Source organism: Streptomyces sp. NPDC002324 (genome assembly GCF_053593335.1).
In genome coordinates, this window is record NZ_JBSFCF010000017.1 from 23,716 (window position 1) to 43,997 (window position 20,282).

A 20,282-nucleotide genomic window follows, 5' to 3' on the forward strand; every position below is an offset into this window, starting at 1 on the left:
CGCGATGAACACGACGGCGACGGCGATGACGGCCACGACGGCGATGACGGCCATGACGGCGACGAGGCAACGACGATGACGACGGCGTGAGGCGTCATGAGGCCGGGCGGCACACGGTCTCGTCCTCGACCCCCGTGAGGGTCTCCAGGCGCCGGTGCCCCCAGTCCGACAACGGCCCCAGTGCCTCGGAGAGTTCACGGCCGAACGGGGTCAGGCTGTACACGGTCTTCAGCGGCAGCACGTCGTGCACCTCCCGGTGCACGAGCCCGTCGGTCTCCATCTCACGGAGTGCCTGAGTCAGCACCTTCTCGCTGAGGCCCGGCAGCATCCGGCGCAGTTCACCCGGGCGGTGCGGGCCGGACTCCATCAGCCAGAGCAGCGACGTCTTCCACTTGCCCTCGATCACGGCGATCGCCGCGGTCACCCCGCAGACATTCGGGTCCTCGGCACGCTTGCGCGACATTCTCGCTCCCCCTCGCCCCGTTCGTGGCGAATCGACAACCCACCTATTTTCCACAGGAGTTACCGAGTCATGCCCGCACACACCGTAGAGCCCACCAGCAGCGCCACCGGTACGGCCACCCCCGCCCCCAGCGTCACCGTACTCGGCCTGGGCCCGATGGGCCGTGCCCTCGCCGACGCGTTCCTCGACGCCGGGGTGCAGACGACGGTCTGGAACCGCACGCCGGGCCGGGACGCCGAACTGGTCGCGCGGGGCGCGGTCGGCGCCGGGTCGGCCGAGGAGGCGGTGGCGGCGAGCGCGCTGACCGTCGTCTGCGTCGTGAACTACGACGCCTCGGACGCGATACTGCGAAACCCGGCGGTCACCCGGGCGCTCAAGGGCCGCACGGTGGTCAACCTGACCGCCGACATCCCGGACCGGGCCCGCTCCACCGCCGGCTGGGCGGCCGAGCACGGCGTCGACTACCTGGACGGGGCGATCATGACGCCGACGCCGACCATCGGCACGCCGGACGGGGTGTTCCTCTACAGCGGGGCGGAGGACCTCTACAACGCCCACCGGCCCGTGCTGGACGCGCTCGACGGCACCCACACCCACCTCGGCGAGGAGGTCGGCCGGGCGGCGACGTACGACATCGCGCTGCTCGACCTCTTCTGGACCTCGATCGCGGGCTACACCCACGCCCTGGCGCTGGCCCGTGCGGAGGGGGTCGGCGCGCGGGAGCTGACCCCGTTCGCCCAGGGGATCGCCGCGATCCTCCCGGCACTGTTCGAGGCGGGTGCGGAGGAGGTCGACAGCGGCCGGCACTCCGGCGAGGGCAATCCGCTCACCTCGGCGGTATCGACCATGGCCCACATCGTCCAGGTCTCCGAGTCCCACGGCATCGACGCGAGCGTCATGCGGTCGGCCGAGGGCTTCGCCCGCCGAGCGATAGCCCGAGGCCACGGCACGGACGGCTTCACCCGCCTGACGGACGTCCTCGACGACCCCGAGCCGATCGCCCCCGGCCGGCACTGACGGGAACGGGCGGCGGCCGACGGCGTCCGGGGAGCCGGCACCGGCATCACCGACAGAGGCGCGGGCGCCCCACATCCACGTCAGCCGCGCACGTGCAGCCGTACCGCCCCGTCGCCCGCCGCCTCGACCCGCACCGCCGTCAGGTCGGGTGCCACCACGTCCGGGGCGTGGGGACCGTGCGCGCTCGCCGATGCCGACGACCCGCATCCCCGCGGCGCGCCCCGCCGCGATGCCGGCCTCGGAGTCCTCGAAGACGACGCAGTCCTCGGGCGCGACGCCCAGTTCGGCGGCCCCCTTGAGGAAACCCTCGGGGTCCGGCTTGCTCGCGCCCACCGACTCGGCGGTGACGCGCAGTTCGGGCAGCGGCAGCCCGGCCGCGGCCATCCGTGCCGTGGACAGCGGGACGTCAGCCGAGGTCACGAGGGCGTGCGGCACGCCTCCGGCGACGAGGGCGGCGAGGAACTCCGGCGCGCCGGGTATCGGGACGACACCGTCCACGTCGGCGGTCTCCTCGGCCAGCAGCCGCGCGTTGTCCGCGAGGTTCTCCGCCATGGGCCGGTCGGGCAGGAGGACGGCCATGGTGGCGTACCCCTGGCGGCCGTGGACCACCTTCATGATCTCGGTGCCGTCCAGCCCGTGCCGCTCGGCCCAGCGCCGCCAGACCCGCTCGACGGCGGCGTCCGAGTTGACGAGGGTGCCGTCCATGTCCAGCAGGAGGGCGCGGGCGGTCAGAACGGTCGTGGCCGTCATCAGCAGCTCCAAAACGCGAAAGGCGAGCGGGGGCCGCGGACGATCGGGCCCGGCGAGGCGGCCCGCAGGGACAAGGCGGCCCCGCCCACCGGTCAGGGAATGCGGGCGGGAGCCACTTTGTTCACCCACGGTACAAAACAAACGGGGTTCCCCGCCACCCCGTCACCCACCCGGCCCCTCATCCCGTCACGGCCTCCCACAGGCTCCACACGCCGAGCCCCAGCATCAGCACGGCCGCGACCTGCGTGATCAGCTTCAGCGGCACCCGCTTCATCAGCGCGTTGCCGCCCAGGATGCCGAGCCCCGCGACGGCCCACAGGGCGAACACCGCGCCGAGCCCGACGGACAGCGGGTCGTCGTACCGGGCGGCGAGGTTCGCCGTCATGATCTGTGTGAGATCGCCGAACTCGGCGACCAGGATGAGCATGAATCCCGCCCCCGAGACCTTCCAGAAGCTCTGGTCCTCGGGCCGCCGGACCTCCGCGTCGCCGTCGGCCCCGCCCTTCGTCCTGAGCAGCACCGCCGCGCCGCCCAGGAACAGCACGCCGGTCAGCGCGTGCACGATCTGTTGCGGCAGCAGGGTGAGGACGCTGCCCGCCGCCACCGCGAGCACCACGTGCACGGCGAAGGCGGCGGCGACACCGGCGAAGACGTACGAGGCGCGGTAGCGGGTACCGAGGACGAGACCGGCAAGCGCGGTCTTGTCGGGGAGTTCCGCCAGAAAGACGACGCCGAAGACGAGCGCCGTGACACTGAAGCTGATCAAGGTTCCTCAGACGGTCGGGCCACCCCACCGAGAGAAATCATCCGCTGACGCGACATCGACACCTCGGCACGGCAGCACACGGACGGCCCGTGCCGGGCGGCACGGACGGTGCACTGCTTGCCGAAGGTCTCGCTGGCCGGTTCCGGTCGACGGAACCTGCCTCCGGGCGCCGGCTCAGACGAGCTGAGCAGTATGTCGACGGTCCGGCGAAGAGCTACTCCCCTTCTGCGCCGTCCATGGTACGCCGGTCGCCCGGGGGGCGGGTGCGTCGGGGGTACGACGCAGCCGACCGCGGGCACGGTGGGGCTTCGAAAAGCACGGGGCGCAGCCCCTGCTTCTCAGGGGCGCGGGGAACTGCGCGACCAGCCCCCACCGGACCCGCACCCGCACGCCAACCACACGCCACCCGACGCCTCCCCCGCGCCCACGCCGGAGGCCCCGGCATCAAATCACCGCCGCACCCCTTGTCGTGTCATGCACACGTCACTAGCTTCTCACCAGACGCACATCCGCCGGTAACACAACGACGCGACCCTTCAATCGCTCGCACCCCCCACCGCCCCGCCCCGCTCAACATCCCCGGCCCCACAAGGAGTTCACATGCGCAGGTTCTACGCGCGTCGACGAGTCAGCATACTCGCGGCGCTCAGCGGATTGATAGCCTCCGTCGCGCTCTTCAACGCCCCCACCGCCTCCGCCGCGCTCCCCACCCCGGTCAGCGCCGCCACGGCCCGCTCCTACCTCGCCACCCTCACCGTGGCGACCGAGGACCGCACCGGGTACGACCGGGACCTGTTCAACCACTGGATCACCATCAGCGGCACCTGCAACACCCGCGAGACGGTCCTCAAGCGCGACGGTACGAACGTCGTCACCAGCTCCGCCTGCGCCGCCACCAGCGGCAGCTGGTACTCCCCCTACGACGGCGCCACCTGGACCGCCGCCGCCGACCTGGACATCGACCACCTCGTGCCGCTGGCCGAGGCCTGGGACTCCGGCGCCGACAGCTGGACGAGCACCCAGCGCCAGAACTTCGCCAACGACCTCACCCGCCCCCAGCTCATCGCCGTCACGGACAACGTGAACCAGTCCAAGAGCGACCAGGACCCGGCCGAATGGATGCCCTCGGTCACGTCCTACCGCTGCACCTACGTCCGCGCCTGGGTGCAGGTGAAGTACTACTACGACCTCTCGGTCGACTCCGCCGAGAAGAGCGCCCTCACCAGCTACCTGGCGAGCTGCTGACCCACCCGCCCGGCGGGCCGCCGTCCTGGGCGAGTCTCCGGATCCGGCGAACAATGTGGCCCGGAAACGGTCCGGAACCTCGCCGATCACCTCCGTCGTTCCGTACCGTACGGGGCGACGGAGGAAGGTGATCGCGATGACCGGGCTACGCCTGGGACCACTGCTTCGCTATGTGGACGGCTCGTCCGCGACCGTGTGGATCGAGGCGAGCCGTCCGTGCGTCGCCGAGGTGCGGTGCGCCGGCGGCGGGCGCGGCGAGGCCCGCACGTTCCAGATCGCCGGCCACCACTACGCGCTGATCACGGTGACGGGCCTCACGCCGGGCACGGCCTCGGCGTACGAGGTCCTCCTGGACCGCGCGCCGGTGTGGCCGCAGCCGGACTCCCCCTTCCCGCCCTCCGAGATCCGCACCCCGGCCGAGGGCGACACCGTCCGGGTCGCCTTCGGTTCCTGCCGCTGGGCCGCGCCGCCCGCCGGCGAGCCCGACCCGGTGGGCCCCGACGCGCTGGACACCCTGGCGGTCCGGCTGGCCGCCGCACCCGAGGCCGAGCGCCCCGACGTGCTCCTCCTCCTGGGCGACCAGGTCTACGCCGACGAGACCTCCAAGGCCACCCGCCGCTGGCTCGCCGCCCGCCGCGACCTGAAGGAGCCGCCGGGCGACCAGGTCGCGGACTACGAGGAGTACACCCACCTCTACTACGAGTCCTGGCTCGACCCGCAGATCCGCTGGCTGCTCTCCACGGTCCCCAGCTGCATGATCTTCGACGACCACGACGTCATCGACGACTGGAACACCAGCGAGTCCTGGCTCACCGACATGCGGGCCACCCCCTGGTGGCGCGAGCGGATCCTGAGCGGCCTGATGTCGTACTGGGTCCACCAGCACCTCGGCAACCTCTCCCCCGGCGAACTGGCCGCCGACCCCCTGTACGCCGCCGTACGCGCCACCCCGGACGGCACGGACGCGCTGCGCGCCCACGCCGCCACGGCCGACGAGGACCCCGCCTCGGTCCGCTGGAGCTACCGGCGGGACTTCGGACGCGTACGCGTGCTGATGCTCGACAGCCGGGCCGCCCGCGTCCTCGACGAGCGCGACCGCTCGATGCTCAACCCCGGCGAGGCGCAGTGGCTGCGTACCCAGGCCCTGGACGCGCGCGGCTCGTACGACCATCTGCTCATCGGCACTTCCCTGCCCTGGCTCCTCCCCCACCTCGTGCACGACGCCGAGGCGTGGAGCGCGGCGCTGTGCCGGGGCGAACGCGGGGAGCGCTGGGCGCGGTTCGGGGAGAAGCTGCGCCGGGGCGCCGATCTGGAGCACTGGGCGGCCTTCCCCTCCTCCTTCGAGGACCTGACCCGGCTGATCGCCGAGGCCGGTACGGGCGACGACGCCCCGGCGACGGTGCTCGTGCTCTCCGGGGACGTGCATCACGCGTACGTCGCCGAACCGTCGTGGCCGAAGGACGCCCCCGGCGGCGCCGGGCGTCCGGGAGCCCCCGACGCGCGGGTCCTCCAGCTCACCTGCTCCCCGGTGCACAACTCCATCCCGCTCTCGATAAAGCTCGGTTTCCGCTTCGGCTGGAGCGGGACGGGGCGGGCGCTCGGCCGGTGGTTCGGGCGGCACGGGCGGGGTGCACGGCCGTCGATCGACTGGCGCCGGACGGACGGCCCCTGGTTCGGCAACCACCTCATGACGCTGACGCTGCGGGGCCGTTCGGCACGGCTGCGGCTCGACCGCGCGCGGGCCCGGCGGGACGGCGGGGCGCGGCTGGAGACGGGATCCGACTCGATGCTCGCCCCTTGATCGACCCCTTGCGCGCGGTTGTCACCCCTGTTGTCCGAGATGCCCGTGAGGCATCCCACACCTGACGCGCCCAGGGGTTTCAGAGCTCTGTTCCCGTGACGTACGGCGGCATGATGAGGCGGACCGTCCGCTTCCCGGCGGGCGGTCCGCCGCGCCGCGCCCCACCATGCGCCCCACACGCACGGGAGTTGCCCCTTGCCGGACATTCCAGGTTCCCCAGGGACCAGTGACATCGGCGTCGCTCTCGTCGGCGCCGGCCCGCGCGGCACCAGCGTCCTGGAACGCCTCTGCGCCTCCGCCCCCGAACTGCTCCGTCCCGGCACCCGTCTGACCGTCCACGTCGTCGACCCCGCGCCGCCCGGCCCCGGCCAGGTCTGGCGCACCGACCAGTCCCCCCACCTGCTGATGAACACGGTGGCCTCCCAGGTCACCCTCTTCACCGACGACAGCGTGGACTGCTCGGGCCCGATACGGCCGGGCCCGAGCCTGTACGCGTGGGCGGCCGGCCGGGAGGGGGACACCCTGGGCCCCGACGACTATCCGACCCGGGCCCGGTACGGGCGTTATCTGGAGTGGGTCTTCGCCGAGGTGGTGCGCGGCGCGCCGCCCGGGGTCCGGGTCGAGGTGCACGGCACCCGCGCGGTCCGCCTCGACGACGATCCCGAGGACGCCGGCGGCGGCCAGCGACTCACCCTCGCCGACGGCCGCGTGCTCACCGGCCTCGCCGCGGTGGTCCTCGCCCAGGGCCACCTGCCCACCGTCCTGGACGGAGCCGAGGCGGACCTGGCCGCCCACGCCGCGCACCACGGCCTGCGCCACTTCCCGCCGGCCAACCCGGCCGACCTGGACCTCTCCCCCGTGGCCCCGGGGGAACCGGTCCTGTTGCGCGGCCTCGGCCTCAACTTCTTCGACCACATGGCCCTGTTGACGACCGGCCGGGGCGGCCGCTTCGTACACGATGCCTCGCAAGGGAGCCTGCGATACGTCCCCTCCGGCCGGGAGCCCCGTCTGTACGCAGGTTCCCGGCGCGGTATCCCGTACCAGGCACGCGGGGACAACGCCAAGGGTCCCTACGGCCGCCACACCCCGCTCGTCCTGACCCCCGAGGTCATCGCGGCCTTCCGCAAACGCGCCGACTCCGGCGAGGCGCCCGACTTCCTGGCGGAGATATGGCCGTTGGTGGCGAAGGAGGTCGAAACCGTCTACTACGAAGGGGTGTTGAGGGCGCACCGCTCCGGCGAGGTGCGGGGATCAGGAGCGGACCTCCCCTTCCGCGACCGTTTCCTCGCCACGCCCCACCGCTCCGCCCAGGAGTCCGCCGTTCTGGACGAGTGCGGGGTCGCGGAGGCGGACCGGTGGTCGTGGGACCGGATCGCGCGGCCGTACACGGGGCGGGAGTTCGCGGATGCGGCTGAGTGGCGGGAGTGGCTGCTGGAGTATCTGCGGCAGGACGCGGCGCACGCCGCGCTCGGGAACGTCGACGGGCCGGTGAAGGCCGCGCTGGACGTGCTGCGGGACCTGCGGAACGAGCTGCGGCTGATCGTGGACCACGGCGGGCTGGCGGGCGCGTCGCGCCGCGAGCATCTGGACCGCTGGTACACGCCGCTGAACGCCTTCCTGTCGATCGGCCCGCCCCGCAGCCGTGTCGAGGAGATGACCGCGCTGATCGAGGCCGGTGTGCTGACCGTGCTCGGCCCCCGGCTCGACGTACGGCCCGAGGGCGGGGCCTGGCTGGCGCGCTCGCCCGAGGTGCGGGGGTCGGCGGTCCAGGTGACGACGGTCGTCGAGGCCCGGCTCCCCGAAGCGGACCTCCGCAGGACCGCCGACGGTCTGCTCGCCGGACTGCTCGCGACGGGAGGGTGCCGACCGCACCGGACGAACGGGTACGAGACGGGTGGACTGGACGTGACCCCGCGCCCTTATCACCTGATAGACCGTCAAGGTCGGCTGCACGCACGGAGGTTCGCGTTCGGTGTGCCCACGGAGGGCGTGCACTGGGTGACGGCGGCGGGCGCGCGCCCGGGAGTTGATTCGGTCACACTTTCGGACGCCGACGCCGTGGCGCGAGCGGTTCTACGTGCGGCGACGCCTGGGACGACGCCCGGTGGGCAGGTGCAGAGCTGGCCAGATGTTGAACTTGTAAGCATCGATTAGGCCTGCCTACCGTGGGTGACTCACCGGTAAGAACCGTCCCCACTGGTCCCACAAGGACCGGGTCACTACCGAAGGAGTCCCCCACATGACCGGACGCCTCAACAGCGCCCAGCCATACGTCCTCGGGCTGTTCCGCATCGTCATCGGCCTGCTCTTTGCCTGCCACGGCGCCAAGAGTCTCTTCGGCATCCTCGGCGGCGTGGACGGACAGGGCGCGACCGCCGCCGCGGGCACCTGGCCCGGCTGGTACGCGGCCGTGATCGAACTCGTCGGCGGCACGCTGGTCCTCCTCGGCCTGGGCACCCGCGGTGCGGCGTTCATCGCCTCGGGCGCCATGGCCTACGCGTACTTCAAGGTCCACCAGCCGCAGGCCCTGTGGCCGGTCGAGAACGGCGGGGAGGGCGCGGCCCTGTACTGCTGGGCCATGTTCCTCCTGATCTTCACCGGCTCGGGCGCGTTCGGCCTCGACCAGCTCCTCGCCCGGCGCCAGGCCGCGTCCGCGGGCAGGGCCGACAGGAGCAAGGCCCCCGTGGCGGCCTGACCCGCCCCGGTCACCACCGGCACGAACGGGCCGCCGGGGGTACCACTCGCCCCCGGCAGCCCCACCCGCCCCCTCCCCCGCGCCCCCGATCCGAGCCGGTCCGATGAACACGGTGTGACGGACACATGAGCCCCAGCGGGCCTTCTGTGATACCCGGGGCGTACGCTGTTCGGCTGTCACGGGTTACGTGACGCCGGGGGAAAACAGGAGAGTGCGCGGTGCTTGAGAGTCTGGGCTGGCTGGCCGTCGGCCCATGGATCTATGCCGTCGTGGGCGTGTCCATCGTGCTGGACGTGTTCCTCCCGGTCCTGCCGAGCGGCGTGCTAGTCGTCACCGTGGCCACGGCGGCCGCGGCCGAGACGGCGGCGGGCGCGATGGCCCGCGAGGTCCCCGACATCCTGGTGCTTCTGCTCTCGGCGGCGACCGCGTCCGTGCTCGGTGACCTCGTGGCGTACCGGCTCGCCTGGCGGGGCAGTGCCTGGCTCGACCGTGCCATCGCCCGTTCCCGGCGCCTGACGACGGCGCAGGAACGTCTCGGCGCCGCGCTCGCCCGGGGTGGGGGCCTGCTGGTCGTCGTCGCCCGCTTCGCCCCGGCCGGCCGTTCCGTCGTCTCCCTCGGTGCCGGCGCCGCCCGCCATCGTGCCCGCGACTTCCTGCCCTGGTCCGCCGTCGCCGGTCTCGCCTGGGCCGCCTACAGCGTCGCCCTCGGCTACCTCGGCGCGCAGTGGCTCGGCCCGACCTGGCTCGCGACGGCGGTCTCCCTGGCGGCCCTCTTCGGCGCGGGCGCCGGCGCGGCGTACTTCATGCGCCACCCTCGCACCACGGACTGACGTCCGGGCGGGTGCGCGTACATCGCCGGGCGCGGGCCGGTGGGGGCTGATCGCGCAGTTCCCCGCGGCTCTGAAAGCAGGGCTGCCCCCACGCCCTCGGTACGTGCACGCGCCGAGGCCCCCGAGCCCCTCGCCACCCAGCCCCGCCCGACCCAACCGCCGGGCCCACAGGGCCTGAGCCTCCAGGGGCGCGGGGAACCGCGCGACCAGCCCCCGGCCCGCAGGCAAAGACCGCACCCGCCCCAGGGGCGGCCGAGCCCGCCAAGTCGAAGGCAGGGCCGGGGAGCTACCCGGCCCGCCGCGGAGCGCCCCGTACCTCCAGGCCGTCCAGCAACTCCGCCGTCGCCGCCGCGATCACCTCCACCGCGTGGTCGAAGACCTCACGGTTGTGGGCGGCGGGCGCGCGGAAGCCGGAGACCTTGCGGACGTACTGGAGGGCGGCGGCACGGATGTCGTCCTCGGTGGCCTCTTCGGGCAGGACGGGCGGACGAAGGGTCTTGATGCTGCGGCACATGCACCCAGTCTCGCGCGTACGACCACGCAACCCCAGCCCGACCGCCCAGGTCACCGCCACAACAAAGCGTTTCCTTGGGCATCGGCAAGTTTCCCCGAGGATTGACTCCACGATCCCCCCTTGTGATCATCACCGAGCCCGCCTCGACCCCACCCGGCGGCGGACAGAAACGAGGGGATCATGACGAACGAACGGCTCACGGTGGCGGTCCTGGGCCCCGGCGGCGTCGGCGGCCTGCTCGCCGCGCTGCTGGCCCGCGCCGGGAACCGGGTCATCTGCCTGGCCGGGGAGACCACCGCACAGGTCCTGCGGAGAGACGGCATCGAGGTCACAAGCGCCCGCTTCGGCGAGTTCACCGCCCGCGTCGAGACCGCGACGGAACTCGGCGAACCCGTCGACGCGGCCCTGATCGCGGTGAAGCACACCAGCTTGGCGACGGCCCTGGACCGGCTCCCGGCACCGGCCCTGGGCCCCGGCACCCTGGTCGTACCGTTCCTGAACGGCGTCGAGCACCCGGCACTCCTGCGCGCCCACTACGGCGACACCGTCCCCGTCGCCCCCGCCACCATCCGCGTCGAGTCCACCCGCGTCGCCCCCGGCGTCATCGAACACGGCAGCCCCTTCGCGGAGGTCGACCTGACCGGCGACTCGGTCCCCCGCGACCGCCTCAACTCCCTCGCCGGGGCCCTGGAATGGTCCGGCGTGGGCGTCCGTGTCCTCGCGGGCGCAACGGACGAGACGGCGGTGCTGTGGGCGAAGATGTCGTTCCTCGCCCCGTTCGCCCTGCTGACGACCCGCCACGGCCTGCCCCTGGGCGAGATCCGCACGCACCACCGTGCGCAACTGACCGCCCTGGTTCAGGAGACGGCGGCGGTCAGCGCGGCCGCCGGGGCCCCCGTGGACCCGGCCGAGGCCCTGCGCCGCTACGACGCCTTCCCGCCCGCCACCAAGTCCTCCATGCAGCGCGACGCCGAGGCCGGCAGGCCTCTCGAACTGGACGCGATCGGCGGCGCGTTGCTCCGCGCGGCCGAGCGGCACGGCGTCCCCGTACCCGCGACGGCCGAGGTGGTGGCGGAGCTGCGCGCGGCGGGTCACTGAACGACCACCGGACGACCAGCCGCGTCGGCCGGTGGCCGCCTACACCCCCCGCACCCCACCCCCCACCCGTACCGCGTGCCGGGCCACCGTGTCGGCGAAGGCGCGGGCCGGTGGTGACAGCGCGTCCCAGCGCCGTACGGCCCAGCCGACGGTGAGCGGGGGCAGATCGGGGACCGGGACGAAGCGCAGCCCGGGGCGGCCGGGGCCGGTCCAGCCCGGGAGCGCGGGGACGACGGCGGGTCCGACACCCAGTTCGGCGAGGAGGATCGCGGTGTCCCAGTCGGCGACACCGGCGCCGGAGGTACTGACGGAGATGCCCAACTCCCGGTAGGCGGAGTCGAGATGGGCGTACGAGGTGGAGTTCTCCGGCAGTCCGATGAGCCGCATCCCGTCCAGCTCCGCGCCCGCCACCCGCTCGCGCCCGGCGAGTTCGTCGTCGGCGCGGACCGCGAGCACCCAGGGCAGTTCCGCCACCGGCCGCTGCTCGATGCCGCGCACGGCGGGTCCGAGGGTCAGCCAGGACAGGTCGAGGTCGCGCGCCGGGTCGGCCAGGGCATCGCGGCACCCGGCGCTGGACCGTACGGTCTGGAACTCCAGACCGACGTCCGGGTACGCGCGCCGGAAGTCGACGATGCCCTGGGCCATGAAGTGCCGCACGGTCGTGCCGCCGGTGGCGATCCGTACGACACCGCCGTCGCCGCGCACCATTTCGGCCAGCCTGCGCAGCGCGAGGTCGAGGCCGGCGATGCCCTCGGCCGCCGCTTCCTGGAGCACGCGTCCGGCCCGGGTGGGCACGACCCCGCGGGCCTGCCGTTCCACGAGCCCGACGCCGGTCTCACGCTCCAGCCGCCGCACGTGCTGGCTCACCGCCGACTGGGTGCAGCCCAGGTCACGGGCCACCGCGCTGAGACTTCCGGCCCGGCAGACGGCGACGAAGACACGGAGATCGTCGAGGGTCACGCGGAGACGATATCCAAGGTCGAGCTTGGGCGAGAACCCCGATCCCCAGGGCCTCCTTCCCCGTCTCACCCGTTCGCATGAAGCGGAGCGCGAAGTGCCAGAAGGAACTCGCATCCCAAAATCGAACAGGCGTAGCATTGCCGTGTGGCTAAGACCTATGACTTCCCCAGCGACCTCCTCGCCGGTCAGGAGGAGCTGCATCAGGTCCGGGCCGAGCTCCTGGCACTGCTGAAGCGGCTGCCCTGGTCGGTCGAACCCCTGGACGGTTTCAGTGACGACAACGGCTGGCGGAAGATCGAGCGCCCCGCCTCCCCGGGCTGGACTCCCGACGAGCAGGCCGAGGTGGAGAAGCTCCGCGAGCGCGAGCGTGAACTGGCGGTCTTCGTGAGCTGCCACCGCTTCTGGGCCGAGGTCGCCACCGACGAGAAGGTCGACGCCCGGACCCGGCTGAAGCACACCCGCGAATCCTGAACCACAACCGCGCACGACCGATGACCGACGACCGACGACCGACGGAGAGCCGAACACGCCTCGGCACGCCCGGACATGACGAAGACCCCGGCCGATCGGCCGGGGTCTTCGTCTGCACGGTGGGCATGGACGGTTTCGAACCGCCGACATCCTGCTTGTAAGGCAGGCGCTCTACCCCTGAGCTACACGCCCGAGTACGAGTCGACAGCCTACATCGCGCGGGCCGGTGCCCGGCAAACCGATAGTCGGGGGTTACCCCCACCCTTGTTCCGGGAGCGGCCCGGATCCCCCTGCGGACCCCCACTCCGTACGGTCGCAAGGACAGCGCGGGACCAGGCCCAGGGGGAGATCGTCATGGCACGCACGGCACACACGGATCGTACGCATCGGAGCTCACGCAGGGGCGCGGTGGCCGTCGCCGGTCTCGCCGTCGCGCTCATGGCCTCCGTCGCCGCGTGCGGGGCGGACGCCGGGGAGGACAGGGACCCGGAGCACCGGAGCTTCGCCCTGGAGGGCCGCACGCTCACGGTCGACTCGGACGACTCCGCGCTCGAACTGGTCGCGGCGGACGTGGACGAGGTCGAGGTGACCCGGTGGTTCGAGGGCCGGGTCATGGTCGGCGGGAAGCCGCGGGTGACGTGGGAGATGAAGGACGACCGGCTGAAGCTGCGGCTGGAGTGCTCGGGCATGGTCGCCGACTGCGCGGCCAAGCACCGGATCGAGGTGCCGCGCGGGATCGCCGTCGCGGTGCGCAGCGACGACGGGAGTGTGACCGCGAAGGGCTTCGCGGAGCCGCTGGAGGTCCGGTCGGCCGACGGCGGTGTGCGGGTGAGCGACTCCACCGGTCCGCTGGAGCTGCACACCGACGACGGTTCGGTGCGGGCGCTCGGTGTCGCCTCGCGGAGCGTCAGGGTGAGCACGCAGGACGGCTCGGTCGCACTCGAACTCGGCGTCGTACCGGACCTGGTGGAGTCCCGCAGCGACGACGGCTCGATCAGCATCGCGCTGCCGCGTGACACGTCGTACCGGGTGGAGACCGGCAGCGACGACGGCTCCGTGGACGTGTCGGTGCCCCGTGACCGGGACAGCTCCCACGTGGTGAGCGCCCACACCCAGGACGGCTCGGTGAAGGTGCGGACCACGGACTGAACACCGCCCCGCCGAGCCCGAACCGATCGCCCCGTGTTTTCGTCCTTGACCGTTGGCATCCTCCTCCTCTTAATAGAGGGGGATTCCAACCCGTTTGGGTTGAGGTTCACGGACGCTCGCTCCCTTGCGGGGTGTCGTCCCTCCGGCACCGGCTGTTCGCCGGGGGCGGGGGATCCCGCCCTGTCCTGCCGCGACGTTGATACTCGCGTTGGTGTCCGCGTTGCAGGTGAAGCCGCAGGAGGAACAGCAGAACTCGGCTTGGCTCTTGCGCGAGTTCTTGTCGATCCATCCGCAGGCGCTGCACCGCAGACTCGTGTAGGGGCGGGTACATCCTCGACCCGGCCAGGGGCTTTGTGCTCGGTGCGCTGCCGCAGGAGGCCCCAGCCCTGGGCGAGGATCGCCCGGTTCAGCCCGGCCTTGGCTGCCCGTCCGTTGCTGAGGTACTGGCCGGGCAGGTCGGGATCGGGCTTCGCCTTGGCCCTGGCGGTCATCGTCTTGATGTTCAGCTTCTCGAACCGCACAAGGTCGCAGGTGCGGGCGAGCATGGTCGAGGTCTTCTCACACCAGTCCTTGCGCCGGTCGGCTTCGCGCGCCTTGAGTCTGGCGGCCTTGTCATACTCGGCGGTCTTCCGCTCGCTGCCCTTGGGCGCGCGTGCCGCGCGCCGCTGATGCTTGCGGATCTTCGCCCGCTCACGGGTGGTGAGCTGCGGGCAGTTCAGCCTGCGTCCGTCGGAGAGGGCGGCGGTGACGGTCACGCCCCGGTCGATGCCGATGACCTCACCTGTACCGGGCGCGTCGATAGGGTCGGGGATGACCGCGAAGGCGATGTGCCACCGCCCGTTCTTGAGGGTGACGCGGTACGTCTTCGCGGACGGCAGTCGGGCGCCTTTGCCCTTGGCACTGAGACGGAAGCGGACCCATCCACAGCCGGGTACCTTCACCTGCGCCCAGCGGCGGTTGAGTCTCTGCATCACGACCGAGCGACCCATGATCTGCTTGCCGGTCTTCGCGTTCAGCTTCGGGCTGCCGTCCGTCTCGTACTCGGGCACCCGGTCGTCGCCGATGACGCGAAAGCCTTCGTGCCTGAACTTCTTGCGCCAGGTCGGTTCACCGAACCCGGAGGTGAAGCGGGCGTTCTTGGCCCTGGCGAAGTCCTTGAGGGCCTGGGCCTGGACGGTCTGATTCCCGGCGCGCAGCCACTCGGACGCGGCGCGGGCTTCGGTGAGCTGTCGGCACTGCTCGGCGAACGACGGGGCCGCCCTGCGGCCCTTGCGCCAGTGCGCGTGCTGTTCGACGGCGAGGTTCCAGATGTACCGGGCGTGCGTGCAGTGCAGCAGCATCTGCTGTTCCTGCTCACGTGTCGGGTACATCCGGAAACGACTCATGGTCCCATAGTAGCTCCATCTTGGGTCCGGTGCCAGAATGGTCCCGTGACGAAGCATGTGAACCTCCGCCTCCCTGACGACGTACACGCCATGGCCGTGGCCGCTGCCTCCGCTGACGACCGCTCTCTGAACTCATGGCTGATCTCCGTAGTGCGACGCACTGTCGAGTCGAGCGGTACGCCGGATCGCCCTGGCGGCGATCCGGCTACCCCTGCCCCGCTACGCGGGAACGGTCATTCACCCCAGCCCTGAAGGACCGGCCACCCTGCCCGGCGAGACCGGTGGGAGAATGGCAACCCGGTCAGGGTCGATGACAGCACGGGAGAGGGAAGTGACGGCGACACCTGCACAGCCGTACACGCCGATGGTGCCGAGCGCACCGCAACCCCACAGCCGTGCACCGCAACCCCCCAGCCGTGCACCGCGACCAGAAAGCCGTCCCCCACGGCCGGCCGGAGCCCCCTCGGCCGGCCGGGACGCGCTCGCCCTGCTCGCTCTCCCCCTCCTCGCCCTTCTCGTCGTGCCCGGCGCCTTCGCCGGCGGGGGTACCCGGCGGTGGTTCGGGGGCCGGGCCGAGGGACAGCGGGCCGAGGCGCAGGCGGCCAAGGACGCGGCGGCGGCCGCGTTCTACGAGCTGGACACCGCGCAGCGCGACCTGCGGATCTCGATAGAGACGATCACGGCGGTGGACGACTCCCCCGGCGCCCGCCGGGCGGCCGACGGCTTCGAGGCGCTGGGGCGGCGCATCAACGAGGTCAGCCAGCAGTACATCAACGCCGTGGACGCCCACGACCTGGACCGGGACGACCTGGAGGCCTCCGTCGCCGCCCGCGCCCGGACCGAGCTGACCGCGGCCAAGGAGGAGCTGGGGCGGGTCAAGCAGGAGCTGGACCGGTTCGCCGAGGGGCTCGGGCCGCTGCTCGGCACGGCCGAGACCCAGCTGGCCCGGCTGGTCCCGGCGGTGGAGCGCGCCCGGCAGGGCCTGCTCGCCGCCTCCGACGCCCTGGACGCCGTACGGGCCTCCGAGCTGAAGGCGGACGACCTCGCCGCCCGGCTGGCGGCTCTCGCCCCGGAGCTGACCAAGCTCAACCAGGGCGCCGGGCAGCACGGCGTACGGGAGACGCTGGAGCGGGCCGACCGGGTGGTGCGCGAGGCGGAGGCGGTACGGGCGGACGCCGAGCGGCTGCCGGAGAGGGCCGCCGAGATCGATCACCGGCTGGTGTCGCTGCGCACCCGCGCGGAGGCACTGGGCACCCGGGCGGGCCAGGTGCCGCAGGTGCTGAGCGAGCTGCGGCGGCGGTTCGTGGCGGCCTGCTGGCAGGATCTCCAGCAGGTGCCGGACCAGGCCGCACAGGACGTCGAGCAGGCCCGGGTGAAGCTGCGCGAGGCGCGGGCCGCGCGGGACGCCCAGCGCTGGCCGGACGCGACCGCGCTGCTGTCGACGGTACGGGCGCTGCTGAACCACACCGACGAGGCGGTCTCGGCGGCCGGTGACCGGCTGCGGCGGCTGAACGCCGTGCAGAAGGACCCTCAGCAGGAGATCGACCGGACCCGGTTCGCGATCCGGGACGCCCAGCGCCTGGCCATGACCGGCCGCTCCACCCCGGATCCGCGTCACGCCCGCCCGCTGGACGACTCCGTGGGCCGGCTGGACCGTGCGATCGCCTCTCTGGAGGGGCGCCACCCCGACTACTGGCACTTCCTGACCGAGACCGAGGCCGTACGGCAGAACGTGGCCCGGGTCGTCGACCAGATCCGCAAGGAGCGCGGCGCGGGCGCCCCCTGAGACGTACCGCCACGCCCCGGCCGAGGTTGCCCGGCGGGATGCCCCGACGGATGCTGAAGGGGTACGCAGGCCTCCGCTCACACCCGATGGGAGGCGGACATGGCCACGCACGCCACGCACACGCCGCGTCCGAAGGGCCGGCACGCGGGTCCCCGGCGGCGGATCAGCATCGACGAGCATCTGCCCGTCGACCACCGGCTCAGCAGGGTCTACCGGTTCGGGGCGGGCCTGATGGGTCTGTTCCTGCTCGTCTTCGGCATCCTGGGCCTCATCGACAAGGTGGGCTGGTTCGACACCCGGGGAGACGAGGTCGTGGGGCTGAGCACCAACGGCACGCTGAGCGTGCTGTCGATCGCGGTGGGGCTGCTGCTGCTCGTCGGCATGGTGATCGGCGGCAACTTCGCCTCCACGCTGAACATGACCCTGGGCGTGCTGTTCATCCTGAGCGGCTTCGCCAACCTGGCCCTGCTGGACACCGACGGCAACTTCCTGGCGTTCCGCATCCAGAACGTCCTGTTCAGCTTTGTCGTCGGCGTCCTGCTGATGACGTTCGGAATGTACGGCAGGGTCGGCACGGCGCTGCCGCACGACAGCCCGTACTGGCGGGCCCGTCACCCGGAGGAGGCCGAGCGCGAGACGCGGCGCAGGGCCGCTGTGGGGATGGCGAAGCTGGAACGCGCCGACGCCCTCCCCGGGTCCGGGCCGGGATCCGCATCGGGATCCGGGTCGGACGGGAAGGGCGCCGGCTGACACCTGCGAGGGCCCGGAGACCGTGGATCAGGTGCGGTACGCGTAGTAGTACGAGTTCGGGTACGAGGCGATGATGCTCTGCACCGAACGGCGGTAGGTGTCCGCGTCGTGGTACGTCAGGTACGGCACACCGCTGGAGCTGCGGTAGGTCGTCATCATCGAGTGGTCCTTGTCGCCATCCCGGTTGAAGTCGACCTGCAGCACGTCACCGACGTCCATCTGGTAGACGTTCGCCAGCGGGGTGGTGCGCTTGGCGGTCTGGGTGAACCAGGACCACTCGTTGACGCCGATCCAGGCGTCGGCCGTACCGTTCGAGGCGTAGTACCAGGTGTCGTACTCCTCCGGCGTGACCTTGGATATCTGCGTCCAGCCGCCCGCCAGGAGGCCCTGGCTGAGGTAGTTGGTGCAGTCGCCGCCGAGCGAGTTGTACTTGCGGTACGCCGTGTTGTAGTTCTTCCAGTACTTCTCGGTGTACGCGGCCATCGCCGTGTAGTTGTACTTGCCGCCGTTGATCGTCTTCGGCGCGGCGGCCGCGGGCCGGCTGGTGGCCGCCTTCGGCGCCTGGTGCACGGCCATCGGCGTACGGCTCAGCTTGGTGTCCGCCGCCGGGACCACCGGGTCGTTGATGCGCGAGGCACCGCCGTCGGTGGAGCGCATGGCGGTCAGCTGCCACGTGCCACCGGCCTGGGCGGTGAAGACCAGCTCGTGGTGCGCGTCGAAGCCCGTGGAGGCGGGCTCGTCGCCACGTATCTTCTTGTACTTGAGGCTGGTGGTCTCGGTGATCTTGACCGTGGCCTTCTTGCCCTTGAGCTTGGCGCTGTCGACGCTGACCTTGGTGTCGGCCGAGCTGTAGGCCTCACCGAGGGCGTCGAGACGGGACTTGGTGCCCTTCAGGGCGGTCAGCTTGCCGTCCTCGGCCTTCTTCTGGCCGGACGACAGCGACACGCCACCGGTGGGCTTCAGCGCCTTGCGGGCGGCCTTGCCGCCGAGCAGCACGGCCGTGCGGTCGGTCAGCACGTTGTCCGCGACACGGCCGAAGGCGTCCTTGGTCGCCTTGGTGACCTTGGGCGTCGACGCGGCGGCGTTCGCGGCGGCGACGGGCAGCAGTGCGGAGGCCACCACGGCTGCCGCGAGGGTCGAGCCTGCGAGGCTCAACGTCCTTCTTCTCACTGGGAATCTCCTTGACCCCGAGTTGGTCGTACCCGGGAACGAATCTTTACATGACCTCCTCAAGCGAAGTGAGGTCAGGGGGTGTAACAAGTGAGCAACATGGGTATCTGTGGGGCTATTTCACGACCGATGCCCAGTCGGCCGGTGCCTGGGCGGGGTCGAGTCCGCGCAGGTTCGCCAGGGTCTGCGGCGACTGGACGTCCATCCAGTCGGCCAGCTCGTCGAAGGACACGCACTTGACGTCCTTCTTCACGCACACGTTCTTGATGACCTCGTCGACGGCGTTCATGTAGATGCCGCCGTTCCACTGCTCGAAGTGGTTGCCGATGAGCAGGGGTGCCCGGCTGCCGTAGTAGACGCGGTTGAAGCCGGCCATGTAGGTGTCGGTGGTCTTCTGCTGCCACGCCGGGTACTGGGCGGGGTCGCCCTCGGTGGAACCGCCCGACTGGTTGTGGAGGAAGTTGAAGTCCATCGACAGCGCCTGGTACTCGTCGTCGTACGGGAGCAGTTGCAGCGGGAAGTCCCAGATGCCGTTCTTCTTGCCGGGCCAGACCTGGTAGGCGCCCGGAGAACTGGCGTCGTAGCGGTAGCCGAAGTCCTTGATGGCCTTCAGCAGGTTGTCCTGGCCCTCCAGGCAAGGGGCCCGGCCGCCCTTGACGGCGTCGACGGTGAAGGGCAGCGGGTCGAGGTCGGTGTCCCCGGTGTTGGTCTTCCAGTTCGCGAGGAAGCCGTTGAACTCCTTGATCTCCTGCTTCCACTCCGCGACACTCCAGTCGCCGCCGCCCTTGGGGCCACAGAAGTGTCCGTTGAAGTGGGTGCCTATCTCGTTGCCCTCCTTCCAGGCCTTGCCCAGTTCGTCCAGCGTCGTGCGGATGTGCTCGTCGGTGGGGTAGCTGATCGCGGCGGCGCCCTTGTCGTGCTGGGGCGGGTCGTAGAGGTCCCGCTTCGCCTTGGGCAGCAGGTAGATGCCGGTCAGGAAGAACGTCATGTGGGCGTTGTACGTCTTCGCCATCTGCCGGTAGTGCTCGAAGAGGTTGTCGTCGCCCGCGAGGGCGCCGTCCCAGGAGAAGACGACGAACTGCGGGGGCTTCTCACCCTTCTTGAGCGGTACGGCCTTCAGCCGCCCCTTCTGCGGGCCCGTGTAGGAGGTCGAGCCGTCCCCGATGACCTTGGTCTTGCCGTCCCACACGGGCTCCTTCTTCGCGGACCCCTTGGTGTTCCCGCTGCCTGCCGAGGAGGCGGTCGGCGCGGTGTCGGCCGTGCGGTTCAGCACCATGTAGCCGCCGACCAGCGAGGCGACCACGAGGAGCGCGGCCAGGGTCAGGAACTGCGGGCGGGTGGTACGGCGACGCTGCGGGCGTGCCTTGCGACGGCGGCCCTTGTGCGGCTTGCTGCCAGGGTTCATGTGCGGCTCATTCTGCGAGGGTGGCGG

At 71.6% G+C, this 20,282-nt stretch carries 18 protein-coding genes, 1 tRNA gene and 2 pseudogenes; 11 read left to right on the forward strand and 10 right to left on the reverse strand.

Annotated features, from left to right (window positions below):
• Positions 1-94: 94 nt before the first annotated feature.
• Entirely contained in the window at positions 95-463 is a 369-nt protein-coding gene (locus ACWCRJ_RS22385; RefSeq protein WP_450940927.1) for a winged helix-turn-helix transcriptional regulator, read from the reverse strand.
• 69 nt (positions 464-532) lie between these two features.
• On the opposite strand from ACWCRJ_RS22385, the gene ACWCRJ_RS22390 reads away from it, so the two are divergent.
• Positions 533-1,480, forward strand: a complete 948-nt coding sequence (locus ACWCRJ_RS22390) for an NAD(P)-dependent oxidoreductase (protein WP_450940928.1) — start codon at positions 533-535, stop codon at positions 1,478-1,480.
• A gap of 80 nt (positions 1,481-1,560) precedes the next feature.
• On the opposite strand, the pseudogene ACWCRJ_RS22395 reads toward ACWCRJ_RS22390, so the two are convergent.
• Positions 1,561-2,230 (reverse strand): annotated as a pseudogene (locus tag ACWCRJ_RS22395) (HAD-IA family hydrolase).
• A gap of 178 nt (positions 2,231-2,408) precedes the next feature.
• Positions 2,409-2,996: a TMEM165/GDT1 family protein gene (locus ACWCRJ_RS22400; protein ID WP_450940929.1), complete on the reverse strand. Its 588-nt coding sequence runs from the start codon at positions 2,994-2,996 to the stop codon at positions 2,409-2,411.
• A gap of 600 nt (positions 2,997-3,596) precedes the next feature.
• Here ACWCRJ_RS22400 and ACWCRJ_RS22405 point away from each other — a divergent pair.
• From ACWCRJ_RS22405 to ACWCRJ_RS22425, 5 genes are all read left to right on the forward strand, one after another.
• On the forward strand, positions 3,597-4,241 hold the full coding sequence (locus ACWCRJ_RS22405) for an HNH endonuclease family protein (protein WP_450940930.1): 645 nt from the start codon (positions 3,597-3,599) through the stop codon (positions 4,239-4,241).
• Between the two features lie 136 nt (positions 4,242-4,377).
• Positions 4,378-6,042, forward strand: coding sequence for an alkaline phosphatase D family protein (locus tag ACWCRJ_RS22410; RefSeq protein ID WP_450940931.1), 1,665 nt, complete (start codon positions 4,378-4,380; stop codon positions 6,040-6,042).
• 195 nt (positions 6,043-6,237) lie between these two features.
• On the forward strand, positions 6,238-8,196 hold the full coding sequence (locus ACWCRJ_RS22415) for an FAD/NAD(P)-binding protein (protein WP_450940932.1): 1,959 nt from the start codon (positions 6,238-6,240) through the stop codon (positions 8,194-8,196).
• Positions 8,197-8,281: 85 nt separating this feature from the next.
• Positions 8,282-8,737 carry a DoxX family protein gene (locus tag ACWCRJ_RS22420; RefSeq protein WP_450940933.1) on the forward strand — a complete coding sequence of 152 codons (456 nt, stop codon included), beginning with the start codon at positions 8,282-8,284 and terminating at the stop codon, positions 8,735-8,737.
• 218 nt (positions 8,738-8,955) lie between these two features.
• Entirely contained in the window at positions 8,956-9,567 is a 612-nt protein-coding gene (locus ACWCRJ_RS22425) for a DedA family protein (protein WP_050398276.1), read from the forward strand.
• Between the two features lie 286 nt (positions 9,568-9,853).
• Here the strand turns inward: ACWCRJ_RS22425 and ACWCRJ_RS22430 are convergent, their stop codons facing one another.
• Positions 9,854-10,081: a DUF2277 domain-containing protein gene (locus ACWCRJ_RS22430; RefSeq protein WP_005478730.1), complete on the reverse strand. Its 228-nt coding sequence runs from the start codon at positions 10,079-10,081 to the stop codon at positions 9,854-9,856.
• A 180-nt stretch (positions 10,082-10,261) separates the two neighbouring features.
• On the opposite strand from ACWCRJ_RS22430, the gene ACWCRJ_RS22435 reads away from it, so the two are divergent.
• Complete coding sequence (locus ACWCRJ_RS22435; RefSeq protein ID WP_450940934.1) at positions 10,262-11,179, forward strand: ketopantoate reductase family protein; 918 nt, start codon at positions 10,262-10,264, stop codon at positions 11,177-11,179.
• A 39-nt stretch (positions 11,180-11,218) separates the two neighbouring features.
• Here the strand turns inward: ACWCRJ_RS22435 and ACWCRJ_RS22440 are convergent, their stop codons facing one another.
• Entirely contained in the window at positions 11,219-12,139 is a 921-nt protein-coding gene (locus tag ACWCRJ_RS22440; RefSeq protein WP_450940935.1) for a LysR family transcriptional regulator, read from the reverse strand.
• A 144-nt stretch (positions 12,140-12,283) separates the two neighbouring features.
• Here ACWCRJ_RS22440 and ACWCRJ_RS22445 point away from each other — a divergent pair, with 144 nt between their 5' ends.
• Positions 12,284-12,610 (forward strand): hypothetical protein, encoded by a 327-nt coding sequence (locus ACWCRJ_RS22445; protein ID WP_450940936.1) that lies wholly within the window; start codon positions 12,284-12,286, stop codon positions 12,608-12,610.
• A gap of 120 nt (positions 12,611-12,730) precedes the next feature.
• Here the strand turns inward: ACWCRJ_RS22445 and ACWCRJ_RS22450 are convergent.
• A tRNA-Val gene (locus ACWCRJ_RS22450) sits at positions 12,731-12,802 on the reverse strand.
• Positions 12,803-12,964: 162 nt separating this feature from the next.
• Here ACWCRJ_RS22450 and ACWCRJ_RS22455 point away from each other — a divergent pair.
• Positions 12,965-13,759 carry a DUF4097 family beta strand repeat-containing protein gene (locus ACWCRJ_RS22455; protein WP_450940937.1) on the forward strand — a complete coding sequence of 265 codons (795 nt, stop codon included), beginning with the start codon at positions 12,965-12,967 and terminating at the stop codon, positions 13,757-13,759.
• Between the two features lie 69 nt (positions 13,760-13,828).
• Here ACWCRJ_RS22455 and ACWCRJ_RS22460 read toward each other — a convergent pair whose 3' ends face one another.
• Both ACWCRJ_RS22460 and ACWCRJ_RS22465 read right to left on the reverse strand, forming a co-directional pair.
• Positions 13,829-14,143: a zinc ribbon domain-containing protein gene (locus tag ACWCRJ_RS22460; RefSeq protein ID WP_450941035.1), complete on the reverse strand. Its 315-nt coding sequence runs from the start codon at positions 14,141-14,143 to the stop codon at positions 13,829-13,831.
• 23 nt (positions 14,144-14,166) lie between these two features.
• A pseudogene (locus ACWCRJ_RS22465) lies at positions 14,167-15,201 on the reverse strand (RNA-guided endonuclease InsQ/TnpB family protein); the annotation flags it as partial.
• A 274-nt stretch (positions 15,202-15,475) separates the two neighbouring features.
• On the opposite strand from ACWCRJ_RS22465, the gene ACWCRJ_RS22470 reads away from it, so the two are divergent.
• Positions 15,476-16,930, forward strand: a complete 1,455-nt coding sequence (locus tag ACWCRJ_RS22470; RefSeq protein ID WP_450940938.1) for a hypothetical protein — start codon at positions 15,476-15,478, stop codon at positions 16,928-16,930.
• Between the two features lie 99 nt (positions 16,931-17,029).
• Positions 17,030-17,680, forward strand: coding sequence for a DUF4383 domain-containing protein (locus ACWCRJ_RS22475; RefSeq protein ID WP_450940939.1), 651 nt, complete (start codon positions 17,030-17,032; stop codon positions 17,678-17,680).
• A 27-nt stretch (positions 17,681-17,707) separates the two neighbouring features.
• On the opposite strand, the gene ACWCRJ_RS22480 is transcribed toward ACWCRJ_RS22475, so the two are convergent.
• Together ACWCRJ_RS22480 and ACWCRJ_RS22485 are read right to left on the reverse strand one after the other, a co-directional pair.
• Complete coding sequence (locus tag ACWCRJ_RS22480; RefSeq protein WP_450940940.1) at positions 17,708-18,850, reverse strand: amidase domain-containing protein; 1,143 nt, start codon at positions 18,848-18,850, stop codon at positions 17,708-17,710.
• Between the two features lie 115 nt (positions 18,851-18,965).
• Positions 18,966-20,255 carry a hypothetical protein gene (locus tag ACWCRJ_RS22485; protein ID WP_450940941.1) on the reverse strand — a complete coding sequence of 430 codons (1,290 nt, stop codon included), beginning with the start codon at positions 20,253-20,255 and terminating at the stop codon, positions 18,966-18,968.
• Positions 20,256-20,282: the final 27 nt, after the last annotated feature.

Coding starts and splice junctions, on each gene's coding strand:
- ACWCRJ_RS22385 (WP_450940927.1), bottom strand. CDS start 463: ATGTCGCGCAAGCGTGCCGAGGACCCGAATGTCTGCGGGGTGACCGCG.
- ACWCRJ_RS22390 (WP_450940928.1), top strand. CDS start 533: ATGCCCGCACACACCGTAGAGCCCACCAGCAGCGCCACCGGTACGGCC.
- ACWCRJ_RS22405 (WP_450940930.1), top strand. CDS start 3,597: ATGCGCAGGTTCTACGCGCGTCGACGAGTCAGCATACTCGCGGCGCTC.
- ACWCRJ_RS22410 (WP_450940931.1), top strand. CDS start 4,378: ATGACCGGGCTACGCCTGGGACCACTGCTTCGCTATGTGGACGGCTCG.
- ACWCRJ_RS22420 (WP_450940933.1), top strand. CDS start 8,282: ATGACCGGACGCCTCAACAGCGCCCAGCCATACGTCCTCGGGCTGTTC.
- ACWCRJ_RS22430 (WP_005478730.1), bottom strand. CDS start 10,081: ATGTGCCGCAGCATCAAGACCCTTCGTCCGCCCGTCCTGCCCGAAGAG.
- ACWCRJ_RS22435 (WP_450940934.1), top strand. CDS start 10,262: ATGACGAACGAACGGCTCACGGTGGCGGTCCTGGGCCCCGGCGGCGTC.
- ACWCRJ_RS22455 (WP_450940937.1), top strand. CDS start 12,965: ATGGCACGCACGGCACACACGGATCGTACGCATCGGAGCTCACGCAGG.
- ACWCRJ_RS22475 (WP_450940939.1), top strand. CDS start 17,030: ATGGCCACGCACGCCACGCACACGCCGCGTCCGAAGGGCCGGCACGCG.
- ACWCRJ_RS22485 (WP_450940941.1), bottom strand. CDS start 20,255: ATGAACCCTGGCAGCAAGCCGCACAAGGGCCGCCGTCGCAAGGCACGC.